The organism is Rathayibacter sp. AY1D5, from assembly GCF_002932515.1.
GTDB lineage: Bacteria > Actinomycetota > Actinomycetes > Actinomycetales > Microbacteriaceae > Rathayibacter.
The window spans coordinates 1-22,983 of record NZ_PSVU01000034.1 but is presented as its reverse complement, the minus strand read 5'-3'; the positions used below and the strand labels follow the sequence as shown (position 1 = coordinate 22,983).

The following is a 22,983-nucleotide window of genomic DNA, read 5'->3' as shown; positions in this document are numbered from 1 at the left end:
GCAACGCGCGGCCACTGCCTAGGGTGGAGGCGCGACAGCGGACGGGCCGCGGCGGGGAGGCGGCGGCGTGGAGGGCGTGCTCACCGGCTTCTCGATCATCGGGGTCGTCATCGCGGTCGGCTACCTGATCGCGCGGTTCCGGATCGTCCCGCCCGAGAGCCGGCTGATCCTGTCGCGGATCGCCTTCTTCGTCACGACGCCGGCGCTGCTGTTCACCGTGCTGTCGCGGGCCGACGTCTCCGTCCTCTTCTCCTCGTTCCTGCTCGTCTCGCTCCTGACGGTGCTGACCGTCGCCCTGCTCTACGTGCTGGCCTCGCGGCTGCTCTTCCCCCGCCCGCTGCCGGAGACGGTGATCGGGACCGCGGCCTCCTCCTACGTCAACGCCAACAACATCGGGCTGCCGGTCGCCATCTACGTGCTGGGCGATCCGCAGTGGGTGGCCCCGACGCTCCTCCTGCAGCTGATCGTCCTCGTGCCGACGATCCTGACGCTGCTCGACGTCTCGACGAGCGGGCGGACCTCGGTCGGCGCGATCCTCACGCAGCCGCTGCGGAACCCGATGATCATCGCCTCCGCCCTCGGCCTCGTCGTCGCCCTCACCGGCGTGGAGCTGCCCGCGCCCGTGCTGCAGCCGTTCTCGATCATCGGCAACGCGTCGATCCCGCTGGTGCTGATCGCCTTCGGGATGTCGCTGCGCGGGCAGCGGCCGCTGGAGGCGGGGCCGGCGCGGGTCGAGGTGGTGGTCGCGTCCGTCCTCAAGTCGCTGGTGATGCCGGCGGTCGCGCTGCTGCTGGGGCGCTTCGCGTTCCACCTCGACTCCGAGCACCTCTTCGTGGTGACGGTGACCGCCGCGCTGCCGACCGCGCAGAACATCTTCACCTTCGCCTCGCGCTACGACCGGGGCGTCGCCGTCGCCCGCGACACGGCCCTCGTGACCACGGTCGCCGCGGTGCCCGTGCTCATCGGGGTGTCCCTCCTGCTGGGCTGAGCGGAGCAGCATCCCCGGCTCCCGCTCGGTCCCGGCGGAGGCGCCGGACGGCCCGCGCATCCGCGTCGCGTGTCCCTCGTCCTGGGACGGGGCCGGTGGCGCGGGCCCGGTCGCACTCCGCCGACCGTCGCTTAGGCTCTCTCGAATGAGCACCACCACGTCCGCCGACCGCTCCGCCCGCGGCAGGCCGCGCCGCCGTCGCGGCCTCTGGATCACGCTGATCGTCCTCCTGGTCCTGCTGATCGGCGCCGTCGTCGCGGTGCTCCTCGGCGTGCGCACCTACGACAAGGCGATGACCGTCCGCGACAAGCTGACCGAGGCGATCCCGCTGGTGTCGCAGGTGACGGACAGGCTGACGACGTTCGACACCTCCGGTGCGGAGGAGACCGCGGGCCGGATCGCGACCCTCACCGGCGAGGCGCGCGACGAGACCGAGGACCCGGTGTGGCGGGTGATGGAGGTGGTGCCCGTCCTCGGGCCGAATCTGTCCGCGGTCCGCGCCGCGACCGAGATCGCCGACGACGTCTCCGGCCGGATCGTCACGCCGCTCTCCACGACCTCGCTCGACATCCTCAAGCCCGTCGACGGCAGGGTCGACCTCGCGGCGATCACCGAGCTGTCGCAGAAGATCACCGTCGCCAAGGAGGTCGTCGACGCGGCGCAGACCCGCGTCGAGGGCATCGACCGCGGCCCGCTGGTGCCGCAGGTCGCCTCCGCGCTCGACTCCTTCACTCCGCAGCTGGCCACCGCCACCGCGGCGATGGAGCAGGTCGAGCCGCTCACCGCGATCCTCCCCGACTCCCTCGGAGCGTCCGGTCCGCGCCACTACCTGGTGATGTTCCAGAACCTGGCGGAGTCGCAGGCTCTGGGCGGCGGCGCGTCGTCGGTGATGCAGCTCGACGTCGACGGCGGCGCGATCTCGATCGGCCGTCAGCTGGGCAGCGGCGACTTCCGCGGTCTGGCGCCCGTCACCGTCGACCAGAGTGCGCTCGACACCATCGGCGAGAACATGGCGACGACCTTCAACGTCTCGACCAGCCGCCCCGACTTCCCGACGGCCGCCTCGATCGCCTCGCAGTTCTGGGCGCAGAAGTTCCCCGAGCAGAGGATCGACGGCGTCCTCGCGATCGACCCCGTCGCCCTCTCCTACCTCCTCGGCTCGACCGGGCCCGTGACCCTCACCGACGGCACGGTCCTCACGAGCGAGAACACCGTCTCGACCCTGCTCAACGAGGTCTACTTCCGATACCCGGAGTCGGTCGTGGCCGAGCGCACCGACGAGTTCTTCTCGGAGGCGAGCGCGACGGTCCTGGGCAAGATCCTCGGCGGAGAGATGGAGCCGACGAAGATGCTCCCGGCGATCGTGAAGGCGGTCGACGAGAGCCGCATCCTCGCCTACAGCTCCGACGCCGACGAGCAGGCGCTCCTCGCGCCCACGCCGATCGCGGGGGTCCTGCCGCAGACGACGACCGACGGCACGACCACCGGAGTGTTCTTCCAGGACGCCTCGGGCGGCTCGAAGATGGACTACTACCTGAGCACGGCGGTCACGCAGTCGAGCGCGGGCCGGTGCGCCGCCTCCGGCGCGGTCTTCACCACCTCCGTCACCGTGACCAACACGATCTCGAAGGCGGTCGCTCGGACGCTGCCCGGCTACGTCGCCGCGGCCGGCGGGCGCGGTGCGTACCCTCTGGGCGACTTCGTCACCAACATCTACGTCTACGGCCCTCCCGGGACCACGGTGTCGAGTGCGGCCTGGGCCGACGGCACGGGCTACGGACCCGAGAGCCTCGACGACCTCGGCCGTCCCGTCTCGAAGGTCGCCGTGCAGCTCTCGCCCGGCCAGTCCGAGACGTTCGACGTGCAGTTCAGCGCCGGCGACGCCTCCGGCTTCGGCGACCAGACCGTGCGGGTGACCCCGATGATCAACCCCACCGCGGTGACGCTGAACGACGAGCCCGCCTGCGGCTGACCTCGCCTTCGCGCGCCTCCGGGTCGGTGCTGGACCAGCGCCGAGCACGCCGACCGCTGACGCGCCCCCGGGTCGGTGCTGGACCAGCGCCGCCCGCGCCGACCGCTGACGCGCCCCCGGGTCGGTGCTAGACCAGCGCCGAGCCGGGGATCGAGCTCGTCACGAGCGAGGAGGCGAGGAACGCGGTGGCGATGCAGAGCACGAACCCGATGACCGGCACGAGGAACGCGCGGCGGCCCACGAGGTAGCGCACGACCGTCACGGCCACGGCGATCAGCGTCAGCGCGGGCGGCCCGATCAGCGCGATCGAGACGCCCCAGTCGATCCGGTCGAAGTCGCAGGCGAAGTTCTGGCCCTCGCACTCCGCGGGGAAGACCGAGAGGATCGCGGCGAGGTAGCCGAGCACGATCGTGATCAGGCCGAGGGCGAGGCAGCCGAGGATCGAGAGCACGAGGTCCCAGCGGCGCCGGCGCGGCTTCCCGGCGGCGATGATCTCGCCCACCGAGCGGTAGGCGTCGGACCGGAACTCGTCGTGCGCGGCTCCGGGGCGGGCGGTCGCAGGGCGGTCGGTCGCAGGGCGTGCCGTCGCGGGTCGGGCGGCGGGGCGGGAGGCGCCGGCCGAGGCGGCCTGGGCCCGCGCGCGCTTCTTCTTCGACGAGGCCATGGTCAGAAGATCATCGGGCGGTCGTCGTCGAGGGTCGTCTCGAGGTCGAGGTCGACCACCACCGGGACGTGGTCGCTCGGGGCGTCGCCCTTGCGCTCGTCGCGGTGGATCGAGGCGCCGGTGACGAGGTCGCCGAACGCGGGGGAGCCGAGCACGAAGTCGATCCGCAGCCCCTCGTTGCGCGGGAAGCGGAGCTGCTTGTAGTCCCAGTAGGTGTAGCCCTCGGGCACGAGCGGGCGGACGACGTCGCGCAGGCCCGCGTCCTCGAAGGCGGCGAAGGCGGCGCGCTCGGGGATCGAGACGTGCGTGGATCCGGGGCCGAGGCTCGGGTCGCCCACGTCGCTGTCGAGCGGCGCGACGTTCCAGTCGCCGACCAGGGCGAGCGGCAGGTCGGGCTCGGCGGCCAGCCACTCGCGGGTGCTCGCCTCGAGGGCCGCGAGCCACTCGAGCTTGTAGAGGTAGTGCGGGTCGTCGACCGCGCGGCCGTTCGGGACGTAGAGGCTCCAGACGCGCACGCCGTCGACCGTGGCGCCGATCGCGCGGGCCTCGAGCGGGTAGGAGCCGTCGGCCGCCGCCTCCTTCGCGAAGCCGGGCATGCCCGGGAAGCCGATCTGCACGTCCTCCATCGGCAGGCGCGAGGCGATGCCGACGCCGTTCCACTGGCTGAGCCCGACCATCTCGACGTGGTAGCCGGCGTCGGCGAAGGCCTCGTGCGGGAACTGCTCGGGCTTGCACTTGAGCTCCTGCATGGCGAGGACGTCCACGTCCTCGCGCACGAGCCAGTCGACGACGCGGCCGGTGCGGGCCCGGATGGAGTTCACGTTCCAGGTGGCGATGCGCATCCTGGAAGTGTAGGAGCCGCCGCCGACACGTCTCCTGCGCGTCCTCCGCGCGTCCCGGCGGCCGCGGGCCGGGGGAGTCATCCCCTCGGCGGATTGCGGAACCGGTGTCGGTGGTCGATGGTTGTCTAGCGCCGTCCCGACCGGCCGTTCGTCGTGCCGTCCGGACGCCGCCGCCGCCCGCGCCGTGCGGGCCCGACGGGCTCCCCGGCGCTCCGCGCTCCCCAGCCCGGTCCCCTCCCCTCCCCTCCCGCTCCTGCTCCGCCCCTCCGGAGGACCCATGATCCTGCTCCGCCTCGCCTCCGCCTACGCGAAGCCCTACGCGCGCTGGGTGGCCGCCGTCGTCGTGCTGCAGCTCGTCGCGACGCTCGCCGCGCTCTACCTGCCGAGCCTCAACGCCGAGATCATCGACCAGGGCATCGGCCGCGGCGACACCGACTTCATCTGGGGCACCGGCATGACCATGCTCGGCGTCTGCGTCGTGCAGGTCGCCGCGGCGATCGGAGCCGTCTACTTCGGCGCCCGCACCGCCATGTCCGTCGGCCGCGACCTGCGCCGCGACGTCTACCGCCGCGTCGACTCGCTCAGCGGGCTCGAGGTCGGCGGCTTCGGCACGGCCACCCTGATCACCCGCGGCACGAACGACGTGCAGCAGGTGCAGATGCTCGTGCTGATGACCCTCAACTTCATGGTCTCCGCGCCGATCATGTGCGTCGGCGGCATCGTCTTCGCCCTGCGCGAGGACGCCGGCCTCTCCTGGCTGGTCTGGGTGTCGGTGCCGCTGCTGTTCGTCGTGGTCGGCTTCCTGGTGTTCCTGCTGCTGCCGCTGTTCCGCCTCATGCAGGACCGGATCGACGGGATCAACAGCGTGCTGCGCGAGCAGATCACGGGCATCCGCGTGGTGCGCGCCTTCGTGCGCGAGCCGTTCGAGTCCGAGCGGTACCGCAAGGCCAACGCGGCGATCACCGAGGTGTCGATCAAGGTCGGCAACATCTTCGTGCTGATGTTCCCCGCGATCATGATGATCCTGCACCTGGCCACCGCGGCCGTGCTGTGGTTCGGCGGGCAGCGGGTCGACGCCGGTCAGATGCAGGTGGGCTCGCTCACCGCGTTCCTGCAGTACCTCCTCCAGATCCTCACCGCCGTGATGATGGGCGTCTTCATGGTGATGATGATCCCGCGCGCGGTCGTCTGCGCCGAGCGGATCCAGCAGGTGCTCGACGCCCGCACCAGCCTCACCACGCCCCAGGGCGGAGCCCCGACGCCCGCGCGCGGCCGCGTCGAGTTCTCCGGAGTCGTCTTCGGCTACCCGGGCGCCGAGCGCCCTGTGCTCTCGGGCATCGACATCGTCGCGGAGCCGGGCCGCACCACGGCCGTCGTCGGCTCCACCGGCGCCGGCAAGACGACCCTGCTCGGCCTCGTGCCGCGCCTGTTCGACCCGCAGGAGGGCACCGTCACGATCGACGGCGTGCCCGTCTCCTCCCTCGACCGGGCGCAGCTCGCCGAGGTGATCGGGCTCGTGCCCCAGCGCCCCTACCTCTTCTCGGGGACGATCGCCTCGAACCTGCGCTTCGGCCGCCCCGACGCGACGGACGCCGAGCTGTGGGAGGCGCTGCGCATCGCCCAGGGCGAGGACTTCGTGCGGAGCAAGGAGCACGGGCTCGACGAGCCGGTCTCGCAGGGCGGCACCAACGTCTCCGGCGGGCAGCGCCAGCGGCTCTGCATCGCGCGGGCCCTCGTCGCGAAGCCGCGGGTCTACCTGTTCGACGACTCGTTCTCGGCGCTCGACGTCGCGACCGATGCGCGGCTGCGGGAGTCGCTGGCCGACGCCACCACCGACGCGACCGTGATCATCGTGGCCCAGCGGGTGTCGACCATCCGCCACGCCGACCAGATCGTCGTGCTCGACGCGGGCCGCGTCGTCGGCCGCGGCACGCACGACGAGCTCCTCGAGACGAACGCGACCTACCGCGAGATCGTCGAATCCCAGCTGAGCGTCGAAGGAGTGTCCTGAGATGGCGCGCACACGCGACTCCACCGCCCCCGAGGAGACGACGTCCCCCGAGCCCGAGTTCGAGCCCGGCGAGGGCGACGGCGGCATGTTCGGGGACGGGCCGCCCGCCCGCAAGGCGCAGAACTTCTGGCCCTCGGCCAAGCGCCTCTTCTCGCTGCTCGGCCCCGAGCGCGCCCGGATGGTCCTCGTGGTCGCCCTGGTCTCGCTGTCGGTCGTCCTCACCGTCATCGCGCCCAAGATCCTCGGGCAGGCGATGGACACGATCTTCAACGGCGTGATCGGCTCCCAGCTCCCCGCCGGCGTCCCGCTCGAGCAGATCATCGAGCAGCAGCGCGCCTCGGGCAACGGCACCTTCGCCGACATGCTGGCCAAGACCGACATCGTGCCCGGCGCGGGCATCGACTTCGTGGTCCTCGGCCGCCTGATCATCATCGTGCTGCTGATGTACGTCGTCGCGTCGGTGCTCATGTGGGCGCAGGGCTACATCCTCAACGGCCTCGTGATGCGGGTGGTCTTCGGCCTCCGTCAGGACATCGAGGCGAAGCTCAACCGCCTCCCGCTGCGCTTCTTCGACACCCGGCAGCGCGGCGACGTGATGTCGCGCGTCACGAACGACGTCGACAACATCCAGACGGCGCTGCAGCAGGCCTTCTCGCAGCTGGTGCAGTCGGTGCTCACCATCATCGGCATCGCCGCGATGATGTTCATCGTCTCGTGGCAGCTCGCGCTGATCGCGCTGATCTCGATCCCGCTCTCGGGCGTGATCGCGGGCGTGATCGGCGCCCGCTCCCAGAAGCTCTTCGCCGCCCAGTGGAAGAACACGGGCGCGCTCAACGGCCACATCGAGGAGACCTTCTCCGGGCTCGAGATCGTCCGCGCCTTCGGCCGCGACCGCGAGATGCTCGAGGAGTTCGACCGCCGCAACGACAGCCTCTACACCGCCTCGTTCGGCGCCCAGTTCGTCTCGGGCATGATCATGCCCGCGATGACCTTCGTCTCCTACCTCTCCTACGTGCTCATCGCCGTGGTCGGCGGCCTGCGGGTCGCCTCAGGTCAGCTGACGCTCGGCGACGCGACCGCGTTCATCCAGTACTCGCGCGAGTTCACCCAGCCGGTGACCCAGCTGGCGAGCATGGCGAACATGCTGCAGTCCGGCGTCGCCTCGGCCGAGCGCACGTTCGAGCTTCTCGACGCCGAGGAGCAGGAGCCGGAGACGGCGACCGCGTCGCTCCCGCAGCGCACCGACGGCCACGTGGAGTTCGAGGGCGTCTCGTTCTCGTACGACCCGGAGCAGCCGCTGATCGAGGACCTGACCTTCTCGGCGCAGCCCGGGCAGACGGTCGCCATCGTCGGTCCGACCGGGGCGGGGAAGACCACGCTGGTCAACCTGGTCATGCGCTTCTACGAGCTCACCGGAGGGCGCATCCTGCTCGACGGCGTCGACATCACGAGCCTCGCGCGCGGCGATCTGCGCTCGCGCGTGGGCATGGTGCTGCAGGACGCGTGGCTCTTCCAGGGCACCATCCGCGAGAACATCCGCTACGGGCGGTTGGACGCGACCGACGAGGAGATCGTCGACGCGGCGAAGGCCACCATGGTCGACCGCTTCGTGCGCCAGCTGCCCGACGGCTACGACACGGTGCTGGACGCCGACGGCGGCAGCGTCTCGGCGGGCGAGCGGCAGCTGATCACGATCGCGCGCGCGTTCCTCGCGAACCCGTCGCTGCTGATCCTCGACGAGGCCACCTCCTCGGTCGACACCCGCACGGAGCTGCTCGTGCAGCACGCGATGAACGCGCTCCGCACCGACCGGACCTCGTTCGTCATCGCGCACCGGCTCTCCACGATCCGCGACGCCGACACCATCCTGGTGATGGAGTCGGGCCGGATCGTCGAGCAGGGCGCGCACGAGGCGCTCCTGAAGCAGCGCGGTGCCTACTACGAGCTCTACATGACGCAGTTCCGCGGAGGAGGCGACGAGGCGGGCGAGCACGCCGCAGCGGGCGCGCTCCCGAGCGGGGGAGGGGTCTCCCCGTAGAGTAGGCGCGTGACCGACGCACGCCAGCAGCTCATCGAGTACATCGGCTCCGACGCCGTCTTCCACGGGGACTTCACCCTCACGAGCGGCAAGAAGGCGTCGTACTACGTCGACCTGCGCCGCGTGAGCCTCGACCACCGCGTCGCGCCGCTGATCGGGCAGGTCATGCTCGACCTCATCGCGCCGATCGAGCGCGTCGACGCCGTCGGCGGCCTCACCATGGGAGCCGACCCGATCGCCGCCGCGATCCTCCACCAGGGCGCCGCCCGCGGTCTCGCCTACGACGCGTTCGTCGTGCGCAAGGAGCCCAAGGACCACGGCCGCGGCCGGCAGGTCGAGGGCCCCGACCTCGAGGGCAAGCGCGTCGTCGTCGTCGAGGACACGTCCACCACCGGCGGCTCGCCGCTGAAGGCGATCGAGGCCCTGCTGAAGGTCGGCGCCGAGATCGCAGGAGTCGCCGTCGTCGTCGACCGCGCGACCGGGGCCCGCGAGATCATCGAGGACGCCGGCTACCCGTACTTCGCCGCGATCGGTCTGGCCGACCTCGGCCTGAGCTGATGGTCGACGAGGGGGGACGCGGCGGGGGCCCGGGAGGCGGCGACCACCCGGAGCCGGAGCGCCGCGGGTCCGAGGGCCGCGAGTCCGAGGGCCGCGAGTCCGAGGGCCGCGAGCCCGAGCCTGCCGGATCGGAGACCTCCGAGCCGGAACGTGCCGAGCCGGAGCGACCCGAGCCGGAGCGTCCCGTCGGCAGCAGCGAGTGGCTGCTCCAGCAGCTCAGCGGCGGCCGACTGAAGAGCATCTTCGATTCGCCCCGCCCCGTCCCTCCCGTGGAGGAGTCGCGCGCGGAGCGGACGTCCGGTCCTGCTGAGTCCGCAGCCGACGAGGCCCACGTGTCAGCGGAGGAGCGGAGCGTTGCGAGCGAGTCGGCCTCCTCCGCCGACGCGGCCGGACCGTCCTCGGGCGACTCCGACTCCGACTCCGACTCCGACCCGACGCCGCGCCGTGCCCCTGCCGCTCCGGTCGGCCTGTGGCCGGGGGAGCCCGTGCTGAGCGCGACGCCGGCCGCCGAGGAGGACGGCGGCGACCTCCCGAACCCCGCGGACGACTCCGCTCGGGTGGAGGAGCAGGACGCCGACGCCGACCGCGGAACGGTCGCGGAGCCGGAGCGCTCCTCCGGCCGCGACGGCGTCCCCGCCGAGGGACGGAGCTCTCCGGGCGGCGACACGGGAGCCCCCGACGCGGGAGCCCGCGCCACGGGAGCGCCCGAGACGGCTGCCCGCGAGGCGAGTGTCCGCGAGACGGGTGCCGGTGGGACGACTGCCCGCGGGACGAGAGCCTCCGACGCCGACGTGTCCGACGAGGACGACTCCGACGAGGACGCCTTCGACGCGTTCTTCGCCCCCCTCCGCGACGACGACGCGGAGGGCTCCGGCTCCGACGCCTCCGCCGACGCCGGCCGCACCGAGGTGCACCGCCGCGGGGCGGACTCCGTGCGCCCGGTCCTGCCGCACACCGACCCTCCCGCCGACCTGCCGACCGCCCCCGCCGGACTCCGCAGCGCCCACCGGCCGGACGACGAGCCCGATGCCGGGTCCTCGACCGACGTCGACCCGGCGGGCCGCTCCGGCGTCCCCTACCCCGCCGACGGACGCCCGGTCGGCGCGACCCCGCCGACTCCGCGCGAGCCGACTCCGCCCGCCGTCTACGAGTGGCCCGACCCGCGCGGGGACTGGGACCAGCCGCCCGTGTGGGAGCAGGTCGTCGCTCCGCATGACGAGCCCGACGAGGACGGCGGCGACGAGGAGCTGTGGCGCGAGACCGCCGGCGCCTACTCGTGGAACCTCGAGCCGGCCGCCGAGCCCGCCGACCGCGCCGAGCCCGCGCCCTTCCGCACCGCTCCCGCGGTCGCCCACGTCAACGCCGCTCCGCCGCGGAAGCGCCGCTCCGCCCGGTCCCGACCCGAGAGACGCGAGCGCGACTCGGCGCCCGCCGCAGCACCCGCGTGGCGCACGCTCAGCCGACGCCGGCTCCTGATCGGCCTGATCGCTGCGGGTGCGGTGATCCTCCTCGCCGGCCTCTTCGCGATCGGCATCGCCGTCGGGAGCGCCGGCGGCCGGGCCGAGCCGCAGGCCGCCCCGGTCGTCAGCGAGACGCCCACGGCGGAGCCGACCCCCTCGCCCACTCCGACCGCGACCCTCCCGACCGTCGGCCCGCTGCCCGTCGGCACCTGGGCCTGGAGCGCGCTCCTCGGCGGCGAGTGCGTCGAGCCCTTCGACTCCGTCTGGGCGGAGGAGTTCACCGTCGTGGACTGCGCGGGGGCTCACTCCGCCCAGCTCGTCGCCACCGCGGAGCTGACAGACGCGGTGTTCCCCGGCCAGGACGCCCTGGCCGTCACCGTCTCCTCGCTCTGCCAGGCGCAGGGCGTCGTGGACGTCGCCGCGGCCGAGACCTACGGCGACGTGCAGGTCGCCGGTGCGTTCCCCGTCACCCAGGAGCAGTGGGACGCGGGCGAGCGCAGCTACTACTGCTTCGTCGACCGGGCGGGCGGCGGCGAGCTGACCGGCTCCCTCGCCGGTACTCCCGCGGCCTGACGCGCGCCGTCCCTCGGGCCCCGGAGGATGCCGCCGGGCACCGGCCCGGTGCACCCGGCCGAGCCGCGGAGCGCCCAGTAGGATCGCTCGTCGTGCAGGAGAACGAGGCGACCCCCGCGACCGGACCCACCGCCTCCGTGGAGCTCACCACGAACGGCGTCGGCCCCTGGCAGGGGGAGCGGCCCGAGGACGACCGCCTCGACCCGGAGCTGCTGGAGCGCGGCGACGCGCGCAACGTGGTCGACCGCTTCCGCTACTGGCGGATGGACGCGATCGTCGCGGAGCTCGACCGCACGCGGCACCCGTTCCACGTCGCGATCGAGAACTGGCAGCACGACATGAACATCGGCTCGATCGTCCGCAGCGCCAATGCGTTCGGCGCGGAAGGCGTCCACATCGTCGGCCGGCGGCGCTGGAACAAGCGCGGCGCGATGGTCACCGACCGCTACCAGCACGTCCAGCACCACGAGACGGTGGCCGACCTCGTGCAGTGGGCCGCGGAGGCGGACGTGCCCCTCCTCGCCGTCGACAACGTCCCCGGCTGCGTTCCGCTCGAGACCTACCGGCTCCCCGAGCGCTGCCTCCTGCTGTTCGGGCAGGAGGGACCCGGCCTCTCGGAGGAGGCGATCGCCGCCTCGGAGGCCGTGCTCGAGATCTCGCAGTTCGGCTCGACCCGGTCGATCAACGCCTCGGCGGCGGCAGCCGTCGCGATGCACGCCTGGGTGCTGCAGCACGTCCGCTTCTGACCCCCGCGAGCCGCGGTGCCGTGTCAGGAACCGGCGCCCGACCCGCTGCCGGGCCGCCGGGACTCAGACCGCCGAATCCGGCGGGAACTCCGACTCCAGCGGCTCCGACGACAGGAGCTCGTGCACCCCGCTCAGCACCTCGTCCGGGCGGAACGGATAGCGCTCGATCTCGGCCTCGTCGCTGATCCCCGTCAGCACCAGCACGGTGTGCAGGCCCGCCTCGATGCCCGCGACGATGTCGGTGTCCATCCGGTCGCCGATCATCCCGGTGTTCTCGCTGTGCGCGCCGATCTTGTTCATCGCCGAGCGGAACATCATCGGATTCGGCTTGCCGACGACGTACGGATCCTTGCCCGTCGCCTTCGTGATGAGCGCCGCGATCGCCCCCGTCGCCGGGAGCACGCCCTCGGCGCTCGGCCCCGTCGCATCGGGATTGGTGACGATGAAGCGCGCACCCGCGACGATCAGGCGGATCGCCTTCGTGATCGCCTCGAAGCTGTAATTGCGGGTCTCGCCCACGACCACGTAGTCCGGCGCCGTCTCCGTCATGATGAAGCCCGCCTCGTGCAGCGCGGTGGTGATCCCCGCCTCGCCGATCACGAACGCGCTCCCGCCCGGCTTCTGCGACGCGCAGAAGTCCGCCGTCGCCAGAGCGCTCGTCCAGATCCGCTCCTCCGGCACGTGCAGCCCCGACCCGCGCAGCCGCGCCGCCAGATCCCGCGGCGTGAAGATCGAGTTGTTCGTCAGCACCAGGAACGGCGTGCCCGAATCGGTCCACTCCTGGATCAGCTCGGGCGCGCCGGGGAGCGCCTTGTTCTCGTGCACCAGCACGCCGTCCATGTCCGTGAGCCAGGCCTCGACTTCACTGCGGTTCGTCGCCATGGGTCGATGCTATCGGCGGCACCCCCGCGCACGACGGCGACGACCGGCGAACCGCCCGGCTCCCTCCGCTGATGCCCCTGTGGAGGGACGACCGCCGTGCGCCGGACGGCCGGACCCCGGACCCGCACAGCCGCGAGCGGGATAGCCTGGGAGGCATGAGTGGCGAGAACCTGCTGGGCCCCGAACCGACCCTCCTCCCCGACGAGCCCGCGGTCACCGCGGCCCTCGCGAAGCACGCGAACCCGGGAGCCGTCGAATTCGCCGCCCTCGCCGCCGCCCACCCGCGCTCCCCGCTGGCCTGGGCACTGCTCGCCGACAGCGTCTGGGGCATCGACGCGGCCCTCCCCTCCTACGCCTACGCCCGCGTCGGCTACCACCGCGGCCTCGACCTCCTCCGCGGAGCCGGCTGGCGCGGCCAGGGCCCCATCCCCTGGCGCCACGGACCCAACCGCGGATTCCTGCTCTCCCTCTACGCCCTCCGCCGCGCCGCCGACTCCATCGGCGAGACCGAGGAGGTCACCCGCCTCACCCAGTTCCTCCAGCAGGCCGACCCGATCGCCATCGAGGAGATCGAGCGGTACCACGAGGACGCGTTACCCCCTACCGCCGCCATCATCATCCTCGGCAACGACTAGGCGCCGCCCGGGTGCGGTTCTGGCGGCGTTGTCGTCGGGCGCCGTAGCGCCGCTACGGCTTCCTCCTCCGCCTTGCCAGAACCGCACCCGGACGCCGCCTAGCCCTGTGCTGGCGAGGTGGGCGCCGTGCCTGCGGCACGAGCGCGGGGCGCCGTGCCGGGGGCACGAGCGGCCGTGGGGGGGCTTGAGCGAGGGGCCGTGCCTGCGGCACGAGCCTGGTCGGGGGGAGGAGTCGGGCCGTGGTTGCGGCGCGAGCGTGGTGCGGGTGCTGGAGGGTCGGGCCGTGCCTTCGGCGCGAGCCGCTTCGGGCCCTGGACGTAGGACGTGCGTTCGGCGCGAGGCCGGCCTCGGGTGGCGGGTGATCTCGGCGGCGCGTGAGGGCTGCGGCAGGATGGGGGGATGGACGGCGGGGCGGTGGAGCGGCTTCTCGAAGGGCTTCCGGGAGCGGAGGCGGGGTTCCCGTTCGGGGAGGGGATCCGGGTGTGGAAGGTCGCGGGGAAGGTGTTCGCGCTCGAGTCGGAGCGGTTCGGGCGGCCGGTCGTGAGCGTGAAGGCGCTGCCCGAGAACGTGGTGCACCTGGTCGCGGGGGTCGACGGGATCGAGCCCGGCTACCACCTGAACAAGAAGCACTGGGTTACGGTCGACGCCGGCGGGACCGTCGAGCCCGAGCTGGTGCTCGAGCTCATCGAGGAGTCGCACGCGATCGTGGTCGCGAACCTGCCGAAACGGCTCCGCCTCGCCCTCGACGGCACGGCGTCCGGATCGCTGAACGAGGACGTCTGACAGCGGCCGCGACGCGCAGGGCCCGGACGCGCAGACCCCCGAACCGGCCGAGCCCGGACGCGCTGCGCCCGAGGCCCCGACGGAGCAACGGACGCCTGACGGTGCCCGCCTGCGCAGCGCCTGGACGCGCGGGTGCCCAGGACCCGCGAGGGGGCTCCGACGCCTGACGGCGGCTGGACGCAGGACGCCCGGCGACGCACCACGTCCGGGGCGTGCGACGGCCCCGGATGCACGGAATCCCCCGCCGCAGCAGGGGATCCCGGAACGTCTCGCGCGCGGAGCGGCTACAGGCCGTAGGAGCGGAGGTACGCGGCGGTGTCGTGCCAGCCCTCGACGGCGAAGCACTCGACGCCCATCGCCTTGACGGGGTAGTCGTTGCCGTCCGGGTCGAGGCGGTCGCCGACGAAGATCATGTCGTCGAGAGGGATGCCCGTCAGCTCGGTGAGCTTGTTCATCCCGTACGCCTTGTCGATGCCCTTGCGGGTGATGTCGACCGACGTCGAGCCGCCGGAGCGGACCTCGAGGTCGGGGAGCACGGCCTGCACGGCCTCGCGGAGGGTGTTCTTCTTCTCGCCGTCCGGGTCCCAGGCCTGCTTGACCTCGACGGGCGCGGACTGGCCGAGGGCCGAGAAGGTGATCTGCGAGTCGCGGTCCTCGAGGATCGGGCCCCAGGTCTCGGACTCCCAGTAGCCGAGCTCCTTCGCCTTCTCCTCGACGGCGGCGAGCGCGCGCGACTTCTCGTCCTCGGTGAGGTTCTCGGCGTAGATCTGCGCCCAGTCGCCGTTCTCGTACCGGTAGTACTGCGTGCCGCAGGTGGGCATGAGGTGCAGCTTCGCGAGCACCTCGGGGTCGGCGCCCTCGAGGCGGTCGAGCACCTGCATCCGGAACTGGCCGATCTGGCCGCCCGAGATGATGCACACCTCGGTGGCCTGGAGCAGCTTCACGAAGAGGTCGGCCATCGCCGGGTCGACGGGGGACTTCGAGGCGGCGAGGGTGTCGTCGAGGTCGAAGGCCATCAGGCGGGGCAGGGTGCTCATGGAACTCGTTTCACGGTCTGCGGACGGGGCGGTAACGAGGATACGGGGCGCCGCCGGAACGCGCGCGCGGTCGGCGCGAGCGGGCTCCGAGCGCAGACTGGGGGCATGACCGCCGCCACAGCGCACGACGGAGGACGCCGCTCCCTCCCGCGCACTCTCGCCCGCATCCTCCTGGGCCTGCTGCTCGTCACGGCCGGCACGGCGCACCTGACGGTCGCGCGTCAGGCCTTCCAGGCGCAGGTCCCGCCGTGGCTGCCGGCCGACCCGGACCTGGTGGTCGTCGCGTCGGGCGTCGTCGAGATCGCGCTCGGGCTCGCGCTCGTCGTGCTCGTGCGGTGGCGCGTGATCGTGGGAGTCGTGGTGGCCGCGTTCTTCGTCGCGGTCTTCCCGGGGAACATCTCGCAGCTGGTGACGCGGACGCCGGCGTTCGGCCTCGAGACGGACGCGGCGCGCGCGGTGCGGCTCGTCTTCCAGCCCCTGCTGGTGATCTGGGCGCTCTGGTCGACCGGGGCGTTCTCGGCCTGGCGGGCCCGCCGGTCGCGACGCCGCGGCGACTGAGCCGCCGGTGCGCCACCCGATCATCCTGCGATCCTCCGGAACGACGAACGGCGGTCGGCGGGAGAACCCGCCGACCGCCGCCCGTGCCCTGCTCGGCTAGGCCGCGAGGCGGCGTCGCGCGACGACCAGCGCGAGACCCGACAGCAGCAGCACGAGGGCTCCGCCGATCAGGCCGGCCGCGTCGGCGCCGGTGTTCGCGAGCGAGCCCGGGCCGGAGCCTCCCGCGACGGGGGCCGCCGTGGTGGTGGGATGCGGCGACGGAGCGGTGGTGGGCTGCTCCGTCGGGGTGCCGGGCTCGGTCGGCGCCGGGGTGACCGGGACCTCGGCGGCGGGCTCCGTCGTCAGCGACCAGTTGGGGTCGTAGAAGTCGGCCTGGTCGATCACGCCGCGGGCGGTCGACCAGTCGATGAGGAGCTGGCGGATCTCGAGACGCTCGTCGTAGACGAGCGGTGCCTGCGCGACGGCCGGGTAGGCGCCTCCGCCACTCTGGCGGTAGTTGTTGACCGCCATCACGAAGCGCTCGTCGTCGGCGACCGGGGTGCCGTCGGCGTGGGCGAGACCGCGGATCCGCGAGCCGGCGGGCTGGGAGACGTCGATCACGTAGTCCAGGCCCGAGATCGCGTCGTAGTTGTAGTCCGGGATGCCGTCGGGGCGGTCCTCGGTCGTCGCGTTGGTGCCGGTCTCGGGGTCGAACACGGCGCCCTCGGCGGTCTGCACGAAGTAGCGGGCCGAGAACTCGAGGTAGTCGCGCACCTCGGCTCCGGTCAGCTCCACTCCGCGGAGGGTGTTCTCGTAGATGTACAGGCCCGCGATGTCGCGGATGCTGACCTGCCCCTTCGGGAAGACGGCGGTGCGCGAGAACGGCGACGCCTGCGAGATCACCGGCAGGTCCGCCCACTCGGTGCCCTCGAGCGCCGTCTCGACGGTCTCGGCCTGGACGGTGTTGATGAAGTCGATGATCGGGGTGTCCTCGTAGCGCGAGGTCGCGGCCGAGAGCTCCTCGACCGAGTCGGCGACGGGGGTGTTCACGTACTCGATCGTGGCGGCGTGCTGCTCGGCGAGGGCGTCGACCAGTGCGGGCGACTCCTCGGCGATGTCCTTCGCGTAGACGGGCTGCGTGACGGGTGCGTTCCCGGCCGACCAGTCGACCTCGAGGGCGCCCGCGGCGTCCGGCACCAGGTTCAGGGTGACCTCGGTGAGGCCCTGCGCCCAGAACTCGGGCTGGGTGACCAGCACCTGCTCGCCGGCGACGTTGGTGAACAGCGTCTGCGGCAGGTCCTTGTGGCTGTGGCCGGCGACGACCACGTCGATCCCGGGGACCTGCGTCGCGATGTTGTTGACGACGTCCTCGTTGAGGTCGGCGGCGTCGTACTCGGCGTCCGGCACCGTGCCCTGGCCGGTGTGCGCGAGGACGACGACCACGTCGGCCTGCTCCTGCACGATCGGGACCCACTGCTTCGCGGCGGCGACCATGTCCTGGAACTCGAGGACGCCGTCGACGTACTGCTTGTCCCAGACGCGGACGCCGGGGGTGACGAGGCCGAGGACGCCGACGGTGACCGTCTTCCCGTCGATCTCGCGCTCGATCAGCGTGTAGGGGTCGTGGTACGGCTTGCCGGTGGCGACGTCGACGACGTTCGCGCCCAGCAGCGGGGCGTTCAGGTCGCCCTCGTACGCGCTGAGCATGTCGAGCCCGTAGTTGTACTCGTGGTTGCCGACGACCTGCGCGTCGTAGCCGATGGTGTTGAACGCGGTGGCCATCGGGTGCGTCGTCTCGCCGGAGAGGACGCCTGCGGCGCCGTCGCCGAGGCCGTAGTAGTAGGTGAGCGGCGTGCCCTGGATCGCGTCGCCGTTGTCCATGACGAGCACGGACTCCTCGCCCTTCTCGGCGCGGAGGCGGTCGACCTCGGTCGCGACGCGGGTGAGGCCGAGCGCACCGTCGGCCGGGTACGGCGCGTTCGCGAAGTAGTCCCAGTCGTAGACGTGCCCGTGCGTGTCGGTCGTCGACACCAGGGTGAGCTCGACGCCGTCGTCGAGAGGGGCGGCCGAGGCGATCGGAGCGGCGGTGGCGGCTCCGAGTGCGACGACGGCGAGGAGGCTTGCGGCGCGGAGTCTGCGCATCGTGGTCCTGTTCGCGTGATGAGTGGAGTGTGAACGTCCTCGAATCTATGCGCCGAGTGTGAACTGCGCATGACGGGATCGAGAGCATTGCTCGGCGATGCGTCGGCGGGACCGACGCGGAGCCGGGGGGAGTCCGCGGGGCCGGCCCGCGGCGAAAGAGTCCGCCGGGTCGACCCCGAGCGCAGGAGCCGTCCTCCGGCCCCTCCGCTAGAATCGAGCGGCTGGTCGCGCGGAGGCGGCACGACTGCCGCGCCGCACCCGCCCACCCCCGCCCCTCCCGTCGAGAAGGACACGCCATGCCAGCAATCGTCATCACCGGCGCCCAGTGGGGCGACGAGGGCAAGGGACGCGCCACCGACCTCCTCGGCAGCCGCGTCGACTACGTCGTGAAGTTCAACGGGGGCAACAACGCCGGGCACACCGTCGTCGTGGGCGACGAGAAGTACGCCCTGCACCTTCTCCCCTCCGGCATCCTCACCCCGGGCGTCGTCCCGGTCATCGCGAACGGCGTCGTCGTCGACATCGAGGTGCTGTTCCACGAGCTCGAGGCGCTGAGCGCCCGCGGCGTCGACGTGTCGAAGCTGCTCGTCAGCGCCAACGCGCACGTCATCACCAGCTACCACCGCACCCTCGACAAGGTGACGGAGCGCTTCCTCGGCAAGCGCCAGATCGGCACCACCGGCCGCGGCATCGGCCCGGCGTACGCCGACAAGATCAACCGCGTCGGCATCCGCATCCAGGACCTCTTCGACGAGAACATCCTCCGTCAGAAGGTCGAGGGCGCCCTCGACCAGAAGAACCACCTGCTGGTGAAGGTCTACAACCGCCGCGCGATCCTGGTCGAGCAGGTGCTGGAGGACCTGCTGCAGTACACCGAGCGCCTGCGCCCGATGGTCGCCGACACGTCGCTGGTCCTCTCGCAGGCGCTCGACGCGGGCAAAACGGTGCTGTTCGAGGCCGGCCAGGCCACGATGCTCGACGTCGACCACGGCACCTACCCGTTCGTCACCTCCTCCAACGCGACCTCGGGTGGAGCGGCCACCGGGTCCGGAGTCGCGCCGAACCGCATCGACCGCGTCATCGCGGTCATCAAGGCGTACACGACCCGCGTCGGCGCCGGACCGTTCCCGACCGAGCTCTTCGACGAGTGGGGCGAGTACCTCCGCCGGCAGGGCTTCGAGTTCGGCACCACGACCGGCCGCCCGCGCCGCTGCGGCTGGTACGACGCCCCGATCGCCCGCTACTCGGCGCGGATCAACGGGGTCACCGACTTCGTCCTCACCAAGCTCGACGTGCTCTCGGGCCTCGAGACCATCCCCGTCTGCGTCGCCTACGACGTCGACGGCGTGCGCCACGACGAGGTCCCGGTCTCGCAGAGCGACTTCCACCACGCGAAGCCGATCTACGAGGAGTTCCCCGGCTGGCAGGAGGACATCTCCGGCTGCCGCGAGTTCTCGGACCTGCCGCAGACCGCGCAGGACTACGTGCGCGCGCTCGAGGCGATGAGCGGCGCCCGGTTCTCGGCGATCGGCGTCGGCCCGGAGCGCGAGCAGGTCGTCGTGCTGCACGACCTGCTCGACTAGAAGCGGCGAGGAGCCGGGTCGGGCAGCCCTCTCGGAGGCGGCCGACGTGTTCATAACCGAGGAAGAACGTCGGGGACCTCGCGGAGTGACGCGGATCCCGGGCCCTCTCGACGAATCCTTCCTCCGGTGTGGACACGACCGCCGCCGAGCGCGCCGGATAATCGGCGCATGCAGATCTACGCCGACCTCCCGGCCGTCCGCGCGCGGCAGATCCTGGCCGACGCCCTCGCTCTCGGCGTGGCCGTCGTGGCGATCGCCGCGGGGATCGCGGTCGGCTCGCTGATCGCCGGCCTGGCCGAGATCGGCCGTCGGCTCGAGAGCGCCGGCAGCGGCTTCGGCTCGACCATGAGCGACGCCGGGACCACCCTCGGCGGCATCCCCCTGCTCGGCGACGCCGTGCGCGCGCCGTTCGACGAGGCGAGCGGGGCCGGCTCCGTGCTCGCCGCCGCCGGACGCGACCAGCAGCAGCTCGCGAGCGCCCTGGCCGTGGTCGCCGGGCTCGCCGTCGGGGGCCTCCCGCTCCTGCTCCTGGCCGTGCTCTGGCTCCGGCCCCGGCTCCGCTTCGCCCGCCGGACCGCCGAGCTGCGCGCCCTCGGCTCGACCGGCGGCGGAACCGAGCTGCTGGCACTGCGCGCGCTCACCCAGGCGTCCCCCCGCGACATCCTCGCCGCGCACCCGGAGGCCGCCGCGGGCTGGCGGACCGGCGACCCTGCCGTCACCGCCGCGCTGGCGGCCCTCGCCCTCCGCCGGGCGGGACTCCGGCCCCGCTGACCCCGCAGGACCATCGCGGGTCCGCCGGAGGGATGATGCCGCGAGCCACTGCGGACGACGCCGGCGACACGGGTGCCTCCGTAGCGTCGAGGACATGCAGAACCAGACCTCCTCCGTCGTGGCGCGCGTCGAGGGCGTGCGCAAGCTCTACGGCAGCACGCCGCCCGTCGTCGCCCTCGACGACGTCACGCTCTCGATCGAGCGGGGCGAGTTCACCGCGGTGATGGGCCCCAGCGGATCCGGCAAGTCGACGCTCATGCACGTCCTCGCCGGCCTCGACACCGCCTCCTCCGGCCGCGTGTTCCTCGGGGACGCCGAGATCACCTCGATGAGCGACGCCGAGCTGACCGTGCTCCGCCGCCGCAGCGTCGGCTTCGTCTTCCAGGCCTTCAACCTCGTCCCCACGCTCGACGTGCGCGGCAACATCCGCCTCCCGTTCGAGCTCGACGGCCGCTCCGTGACCGGCGACGAGGAGCAGTGGATCGCCCGGCTGATCGAGTCCCTCGGGCTCCGCGAGCGCCTCACGCACCGGCCCCACGAGCTCTCGGGCGGGCAGCAGCAGCGCGTGGCGATCGCCCGTGCCCTCGCCACCCGGCCGCAGCTGATCTTCGCCGACGAGCCCACCGGCAACCTGGACTCGCGCACCGGTCGCGAGGTCCTCAGCCTGCTCCGGGCCTCCACCCGCGAGTACGGCCAGTCGATCGCCATGGTCACCCACGACCCGATCGCGGCGGCCTATGCCGACCGCATCGTCTTCCTCCGCGACGGGGCCGTCGTCGACGACCGCCGCGGGATGAGCGCCGAGGAGATCTCGCGCGCGATGCTCACGATGGAGGGCGCGGCATGAGCGGCGTGCGCACGGGCTCGAGCCAGGGCGGGGGCGCCATCGTCACCGTCGCCGCACTCGCCGCGGCGTTCGGCGCCGTGCTGGTGCAGGTCATCGCCGACATGGTCGCGGCCTTCGCGGCAGCGGGGATCGACGGCATCGGCCAGGTCGCCCTCATGCTCGGGATGGTCGGCGCCGTCTTCTTCGGCATCGCGGTGTTCGTGGGCGGGATCGTCACGGCCAACGCGGTCTCGACCGTCATCGCCGGGCGCACCCGCGAGATCGCCCTGCTGCGCCTGCTCGGCGCCTCCGGCCGGTCGCTGCGCAGCGGGATCGTCCGCACGGGCCTCCTGCAGGGGCTCCTCGGAGCGGCGATCGGCCTGGTCGCCGGCGTCGCTCTCGTGGCGCTCGCCGCGGAGCTCGCCATCCGGAGCGGCACCCTGCCCCGCTTCGACTACCCGCTCGTCTCGCCCGGCCTCGTGCTGCCGCTGATCGCCGTGGTCGCCTCGACGGTCATCGCCTCGTGGTCCGGATCGCGCCGCGTGCTCGCGGTCGCGCCGTCGCAGGCCGCCGGATCCTCCGCCGAGCCCCGCTACGAGGAGCTGCGAGGTCGCACCGCCCGCAACGTCACGGCGATCGTCTTCGTCGTGGTCGGCGCGCTGCTGCTCGCCGGCGGCGTGGTGTTCGGGCTGGCCAACCCCGGCGGCGTCCTGCTCGGGCTCGTCGGAGGCATGGCGTCCTTCACCGGCGTGATCCTCGGGGCGCCCGTCCTGCTCCCTCCGCTCACGGCCCTCGTGGGCCTCGCCTTCGGCCGGGGCCCCGTCGCCCGCCTGGCGTCCGCCAACGCCGTCCGCAATCCGGCGCGCAGCGCCCGCGCCGTCATCGGACTGGTCATCGGAGTGTCGCTGGTCACGATGTTCGCGGTCGCCGCCGCCACCTTCGGCACGATCATGGAGCGCTCGGGCGAGACGAACCCCGAGGTGATCGCGGCGTTCGAGCAGTTCATCCAGGTGAGCACCGCGGTGATGAGCGTCCTGCTCGGCTTCTCGGTCGTCCTGGCCGCCGTCGGCATGGTCAACACGCTGTCGCTCAGCGTGCTGCAGCGCCGGCGCGAGCTGGGCCTGCTCCGCGCGCTCGGCTTCACCGGCTCGCAGGTGCGGTCGATGGTGGTGCTCGAGGCTGCGCAGATGATCATCGCTGCCGCGGTGCTCGGCATCGTGCTCGGGATCGTCTACGGCTGGTGCGGCGCGATCTCGGTGTTCGGCTCGCTGCCGGGCATCGGACTGATCCCGCCGACCGTCCCGGTGCCGACCCTGGTGGCGGTGCTCGTGGTCGGTGTCGTGATCACGGTCGTCTCGGCCGTGCTGCCCGCCCGCCGCGCCACGAAGGTGTCGCCGGTCGCCGCTCTCGCCGTGGCCTGAGAGCCGGCGCCGCGGAGGACCCGCAGCCCGAGGATCGGCGCCCCCACCACGGAGGACCCGGTGGCCGAAGGGCCGGCGCCGCGCAGAACCCGCAGCCGGAGGGCCGGCGCCCTCACACCACCGAGAACCCCGCGGCGAGGGGCTCCCGCCCGCTCAGCGCGAGCAGGAGCTCCTCGCCGCGTCCCGCTCGAGCGGCCAGCCCGCCGGTCAGCGCGCAGCACGCCTCGACGGCCTCGCCGGGCAGCACGTGCGGGATCCCGGTGGCGCGCGAGAGGTCGAGCGTGTGCACGACCAGCTCGAGCAGCCGGGTCCGGAGGTACTCGTCCAGCTCGATCGCGTGGCCGCCCACGGCGACGAGGCGGCCGGGACGCTGAGCGGCGATCAGCTCGACCGCGCGGCCCGCCGCCTCCGCCAGCGCCCGAGCCGACCATCGAGGATGCTCTCGACTACTACGCCGCGCTGGCCGGGAACGTCGCCGACCCCGCGGCGGTGGCGCGGCGCGGGGTCGAGGCGG

General features: G+C 72.6%; 20 protein-coding genes. 14 read left to right on the top strand and 6 right to left on the bottom strand.

Annotated elements, in window-relative coordinates:
• Positions 1 to 67: 67 nt before the first annotated feature.
• Both C5C82_RS11460 and C5C82_RS11455 read left to right on the top strand, forming a co-directional pair.
• Positions 68 to 988, top strand: coding sequence for an AEC family transporter (locus tag C5C82_RS11460; RefSeq protein WP_104258171.1), 921 nt, complete (start codon positions 68 to 70; stop codon positions 986 to 988).
• A gap of 145 nt (positions 989 to 1,133) precedes the next feature.
• A complete protein-coding gene (locus tag C5C82_RS11455) occupies positions 1,134 to 2,960 on the top strand; it encodes a DUF4012 domain-containing protein (protein WP_104222808.1) in 1,827 nt (608 codons plus the stop codon).
• A gap of 127 nt (positions 2,961 to 3,087) precedes the next feature.
• On the opposite strand, the gene C5C82_RS11450 is transcribed toward C5C82_RS11455, so the two are convergent.
• On the bottom strand, positions 3,088 to 3,624 hold the full coding sequence (locus C5C82_RS11450) for a hypothetical protein (RefSeq protein WP_104258170.1): 537 nt from the start codon (positions 3,622 to 3,624) through the stop codon (positions 3,088 to 3,090).
• A gap of 2 nt (positions 3,625 to 3,626) precedes the next feature.
• Entirely contained in the window at positions 3,627 to 4,466 is an 840-nt protein-coding gene (locus C5C82_RS11445; RefSeq protein WP_104258169.1) for an exodeoxyribonuclease III, read from the bottom strand.
• Positions 4,467 to 4,743: 277 nt separating this feature from the next.
• Between C5C82_RS11445 and C5C82_RS11440 the strand changes: the two genes are divergently transcribed.
• The 5 genes from C5C82_RS11440 (at position 4,744) to C5C82_RS11420 (ending at position 11,852) form a co-directional block, all read left to right on the top strand.
• Positions 4,744 to 6,477, top strand: a complete 1,734-nt coding sequence (locus C5C82_RS11440) for an ABC transporter ATP-binding protein (RefSeq protein WP_104258036.1) — start codon at positions 4,744 to 4,746, stop codon at positions 6,475 to 6,477.
• A 1-nt stretch (position 6,478) separates the two neighbouring features.
• A complete protein-coding gene (locus C5C82_RS11435; protein ID WP_104355101.1) occupies positions 6,479 to 8,515 on the top strand; it encodes an ABC transporter ATP-binding protein in 2,037 nt (678 codons plus the stop codon).
• A gap of 9 nt (positions 8,516 to 8,524) precedes the next feature.
• Positions 8,525 to 9,073: an orotate phosphoribosyltransferase gene (pyrE, locus tag C5C82_RS11430; protein WP_104222804.1), complete on the top strand. Its 549-nt coding sequence runs from the start codon at positions 8,525 to 8,527 to the stop codon at positions 9,071 to 9,073.
• A 332-nt stretch (positions 9,074 to 9,405) separates the two neighbouring features.
• Entirely contained in the window at positions 9,406 to 11,106 is a 1,701-nt protein-coding gene (locus C5C82_RS11425; RefSeq protein ID WP_146085983.1) for a septum formation family protein, read from the top strand.
• A gap of 92 nt (positions 11,107 to 11,198) precedes the next feature.
• The gene (locus C5C82_RS11420) at positions 11,199 to 11,852 is read left to right on the top strand and encodes a TrmH family RNA methyltransferase (RefSeq protein ID WP_104250680.1); all 654 of its coding nucleotides are present in this window, start codon (positions 11,199 to 11,201) and stop codon (positions 11,850 to 11,852) included.
• Positions 11,853 to 11,915: 63 nt separating this feature from the next.
• Here C5C82_RS11420 and C5C82_RS11415 read toward each other — a convergent pair whose 3' ends face one another.
• A complete protein-coding gene (locus C5C82_RS11415) occupies positions 11,916 to 12,734 on the bottom strand; it encodes an HAD-IIA family hydrolase (protein ID WP_104225721.1) in 819 nt (272 codons plus the stop codon).
• Positions 12,735 to 12,889: 155 nt separating this feature from the next.
• On the opposite strand from C5C82_RS11415, the gene C5C82_RS11410 reads away from it, so the two are divergent.
• Both C5C82_RS11410 and C5C82_RS11405 read left to right on the top strand, forming a co-directional pair.
• Positions 12,890 to 13,369 carry a DUF3151 domain-containing protein gene (locus C5C82_RS11410; protein WP_104234388.1) on the top strand — a complete coding sequence of 160 codons (480 nt, stop codon included), beginning with the start codon at positions 12,890 to 12,892 and terminating at the stop codon, positions 13,367 to 13,369.
• A 399-nt stretch (positions 13,370 to 13,768) separates the two neighbouring features.
• The gene (locus C5C82_RS11405) at positions 13,769 to 14,152 is read left to right on the top strand and encodes an MmcQ/YjbR family DNA-binding protein (RefSeq protein ID WP_104258040.1); all 384 of its coding nucleotides are present in this window, start codon (positions 13,769 to 13,771) and stop codon (positions 14,150 to 14,152) included.
• A gap of 284 nt (positions 14,153 to 14,436) precedes the next feature.
• Here C5C82_RS11405 and C5C82_RS11400 read toward each other — a convergent pair whose 3' ends face one another.
• Complete coding sequence (locus tag C5C82_RS11400) at positions 14,437 to 15,189, bottom strand: HAD-IIB family hydrolase (protein WP_104222786.1); 753 nt, start codon at positions 15,187 to 15,189, stop codon at positions 14,437 to 14,439.
• A gap of 105 nt (positions 15,190 to 15,294) precedes the next feature.
• Between C5C82_RS11400 and C5C82_RS11395 the strand changes: the two genes are divergently transcribed.
• A complete protein-coding gene (locus tag C5C82_RS11395; protein ID WP_104239678.1) occupies positions 15,295 to 15,747 on the top strand; it encodes a DoxX family membrane protein in 453 nt (150 codons plus the stop codon).
• 96 nt (positions 15,748 to 15,843) lie between these two features.
• Here the strand turns inward: C5C82_RS11395 and C5C82_RS11390 are convergent, their stop codons facing one another.
• Positions 15,844 to 17,868 carry a bifunctional UDP-sugar hydrolase/5'-nucleotidase gene (locus tag C5C82_RS11390; RefSeq protein ID WP_104355099.1) on the bottom strand — a complete coding sequence of 675 codons (2,025 nt, stop codon included), beginning with the start codon at positions 17,866 to 17,868 and terminating at the stop codon, positions 15,844 to 15,846.
• A 296-nt stretch (positions 17,869 to 18,164) separates the two neighbouring features.
• On the opposite strand from C5C82_RS11390, the gene C5C82_RS11385 reads away from it, so the two are divergent.
• The 4 genes from C5C82_RS11385 to C5C82_RS11370 all read left to right on the top strand — a co-directional run bounded on the left by C5C82_RS11385 (position 18,165) and on the right by C5C82_RS11370 (position 22,469).
• Positions 18,165 to 19,451, top strand: coding sequence for an adenylosuccinate synthase (locus C5C82_RS11385; protein ID WP_104250676.1), 1,287 nt, complete (start codon positions 18,165 to 18,167; stop codon positions 19,449 to 19,451).
• Between the two features lie 168 nt (positions 19,452 to 19,619).
• Complete coding sequence (locus C5C82_RS11380) at positions 19,620 to 20,222, top strand: hypothetical protein (protein ID WP_104225708.1); 603 nt, start codon at positions 19,620 to 19,622, stop codon at positions 20,220 to 20,222.
• A gap of 94 nt (positions 20,223 to 20,316) precedes the next feature.
• The gene (locus tag C5C82_RS11375; protein WP_104222781.1) at positions 20,317 to 21,069 is read left to right on the top strand and encodes an ABC transporter ATP-binding protein; all 753 of its coding nucleotides are present in this window, start codon (positions 20,317 to 20,319) and stop codon (positions 21,067 to 21,069) included.
• A complete protein-coding gene (locus tag C5C82_RS11370) occupies positions 21,066 to 22,469 on the top strand; it encodes an FtsX-like permease family protein (RefSeq protein ID WP_104355098.1) in 1,404 nt (467 codons plus the stop codon). Before C5C82_RS11375 ends, C5C82_RS11370 begins: the two co-directional genes overlap by 4 nt.
• A gap of 112 nt (positions 22,470 to 22,581) precedes the next feature.
• On the opposite strand, the gene C5C82_RS11365 is transcribed toward C5C82_RS11370, so the two are convergent.
• Positions 22,582 to 22,818 (bottom strand): hypothetical protein, encoded by a 237-nt coding sequence (locus tag C5C82_RS11365; protein WP_104355097.1) that lies wholly within the window; start codon positions 22,816 to 22,818, stop codon positions 22,582 to 22,584.
• Positions 22,819 to 22,983 lie beyond the last annotated feature (165 nt).

Coding starts and splice junctions, on each gene's coding strand:
- C5C82_RS11415 (WP_104225721.1), bottom strand. CDS start 12,734: ATGGCGACGAACCGCAGTGAAGTCGAGGCCTGGCTCACGGACATGGAC.
- C5C82_RS11455 (WP_104222808.1), top strand. CDS start 1,134: ATGAGCACCACCACGTCCGCCGACCGCTCCGCCCGCGGCAGGCCGCGC.
- C5C82_RS11370 (WP_104355098.1), top strand. CDS start 21,066: ATGAGCGGCGTGCGCACGGGCTCGAGCCAGGGCGGGGGCGCCATCGTC.
- C5C82_RS11385 (WP_104250676.1), top strand. CDS start 18,165: ATGCCAGCAATCGTCATCACCGGCGCCCAGTGGGGCGACGAGGGCAAG.
- C5C82_RS11440 (WP_104258036.1), top strand. CDS start 4,744: ATGATCCTGCTCCGCCTCGCCTCCGCCTACGCGAAGCCCTACGCGCGC.
- C5C82_RS11405 (WP_104258040.1), top strand. CDS start 13,769: ATGGACGGCGGGGCGGTGGAGCGGCTTCTCGAAGGGCTTCCGGGAGCG.
- C5C82_RS11375 (WP_104222781.1), top strand. CDS start 20,317: ATGCAGAACCAGACCTCCTCCGTCGTGGCGCGCGTCGAGGGCGTGCGC.
- C5C82_RS11400 (WP_104222786.1), bottom strand. CDS start 15,189: ATGAGCACCCTGCCCCGCCTGATGGCCTTCGACCTCGACGACACCCTC.
- C5C82_RS11435 (WP_104355101.1), top strand. CDS start 6,479: ATGGCGCGCACACGCGACTCCACCGCCCCCGAGGAGACGACGTCCCCC.
- C5C82_RS11390 (WP_104355099.1), bottom strand. CDS start 17,868: ATGCGCAGACTCCGCGCCGCAAGCCTCCTCGCCGTCGTCGCACTCGGA.
- C5C82_RS11445 (WP_104258169.1), bottom strand. CDS start 4,466: ATGCGCATCGCCACCTGGAACGTGAACTCCATCCGGGCCCGCACCGGC.
- C5C82_RS11380 (WP_104225708.1), top strand. CDS start 19,620: ATGCAGATCTACGCCGACCTCCCGGCCGTCCGCGCGCGGCAGATCCTG.
- C5C82_RS11410 (WP_104234388.1), top strand. CDS start 12,890: ATGAGTGGCGAGAACCTGCTGGGCCCCGAACCGACCCTCCTCCCCGAC.
- C5C82_RS11450 (WP_104258170.1), bottom strand. CDS start 3,624: ATGGCCTCGTCGAAGAAGAAGCGCGCGCGGGCCCAGGCCGCCTCGGCC.
- C5C82_RS11395 (WP_104239678.1), top strand. CDS start 15,295: ATGACCGCCGCCACAGCGCACGACGGAGGACGCCGCTCCCTCCCGCGC.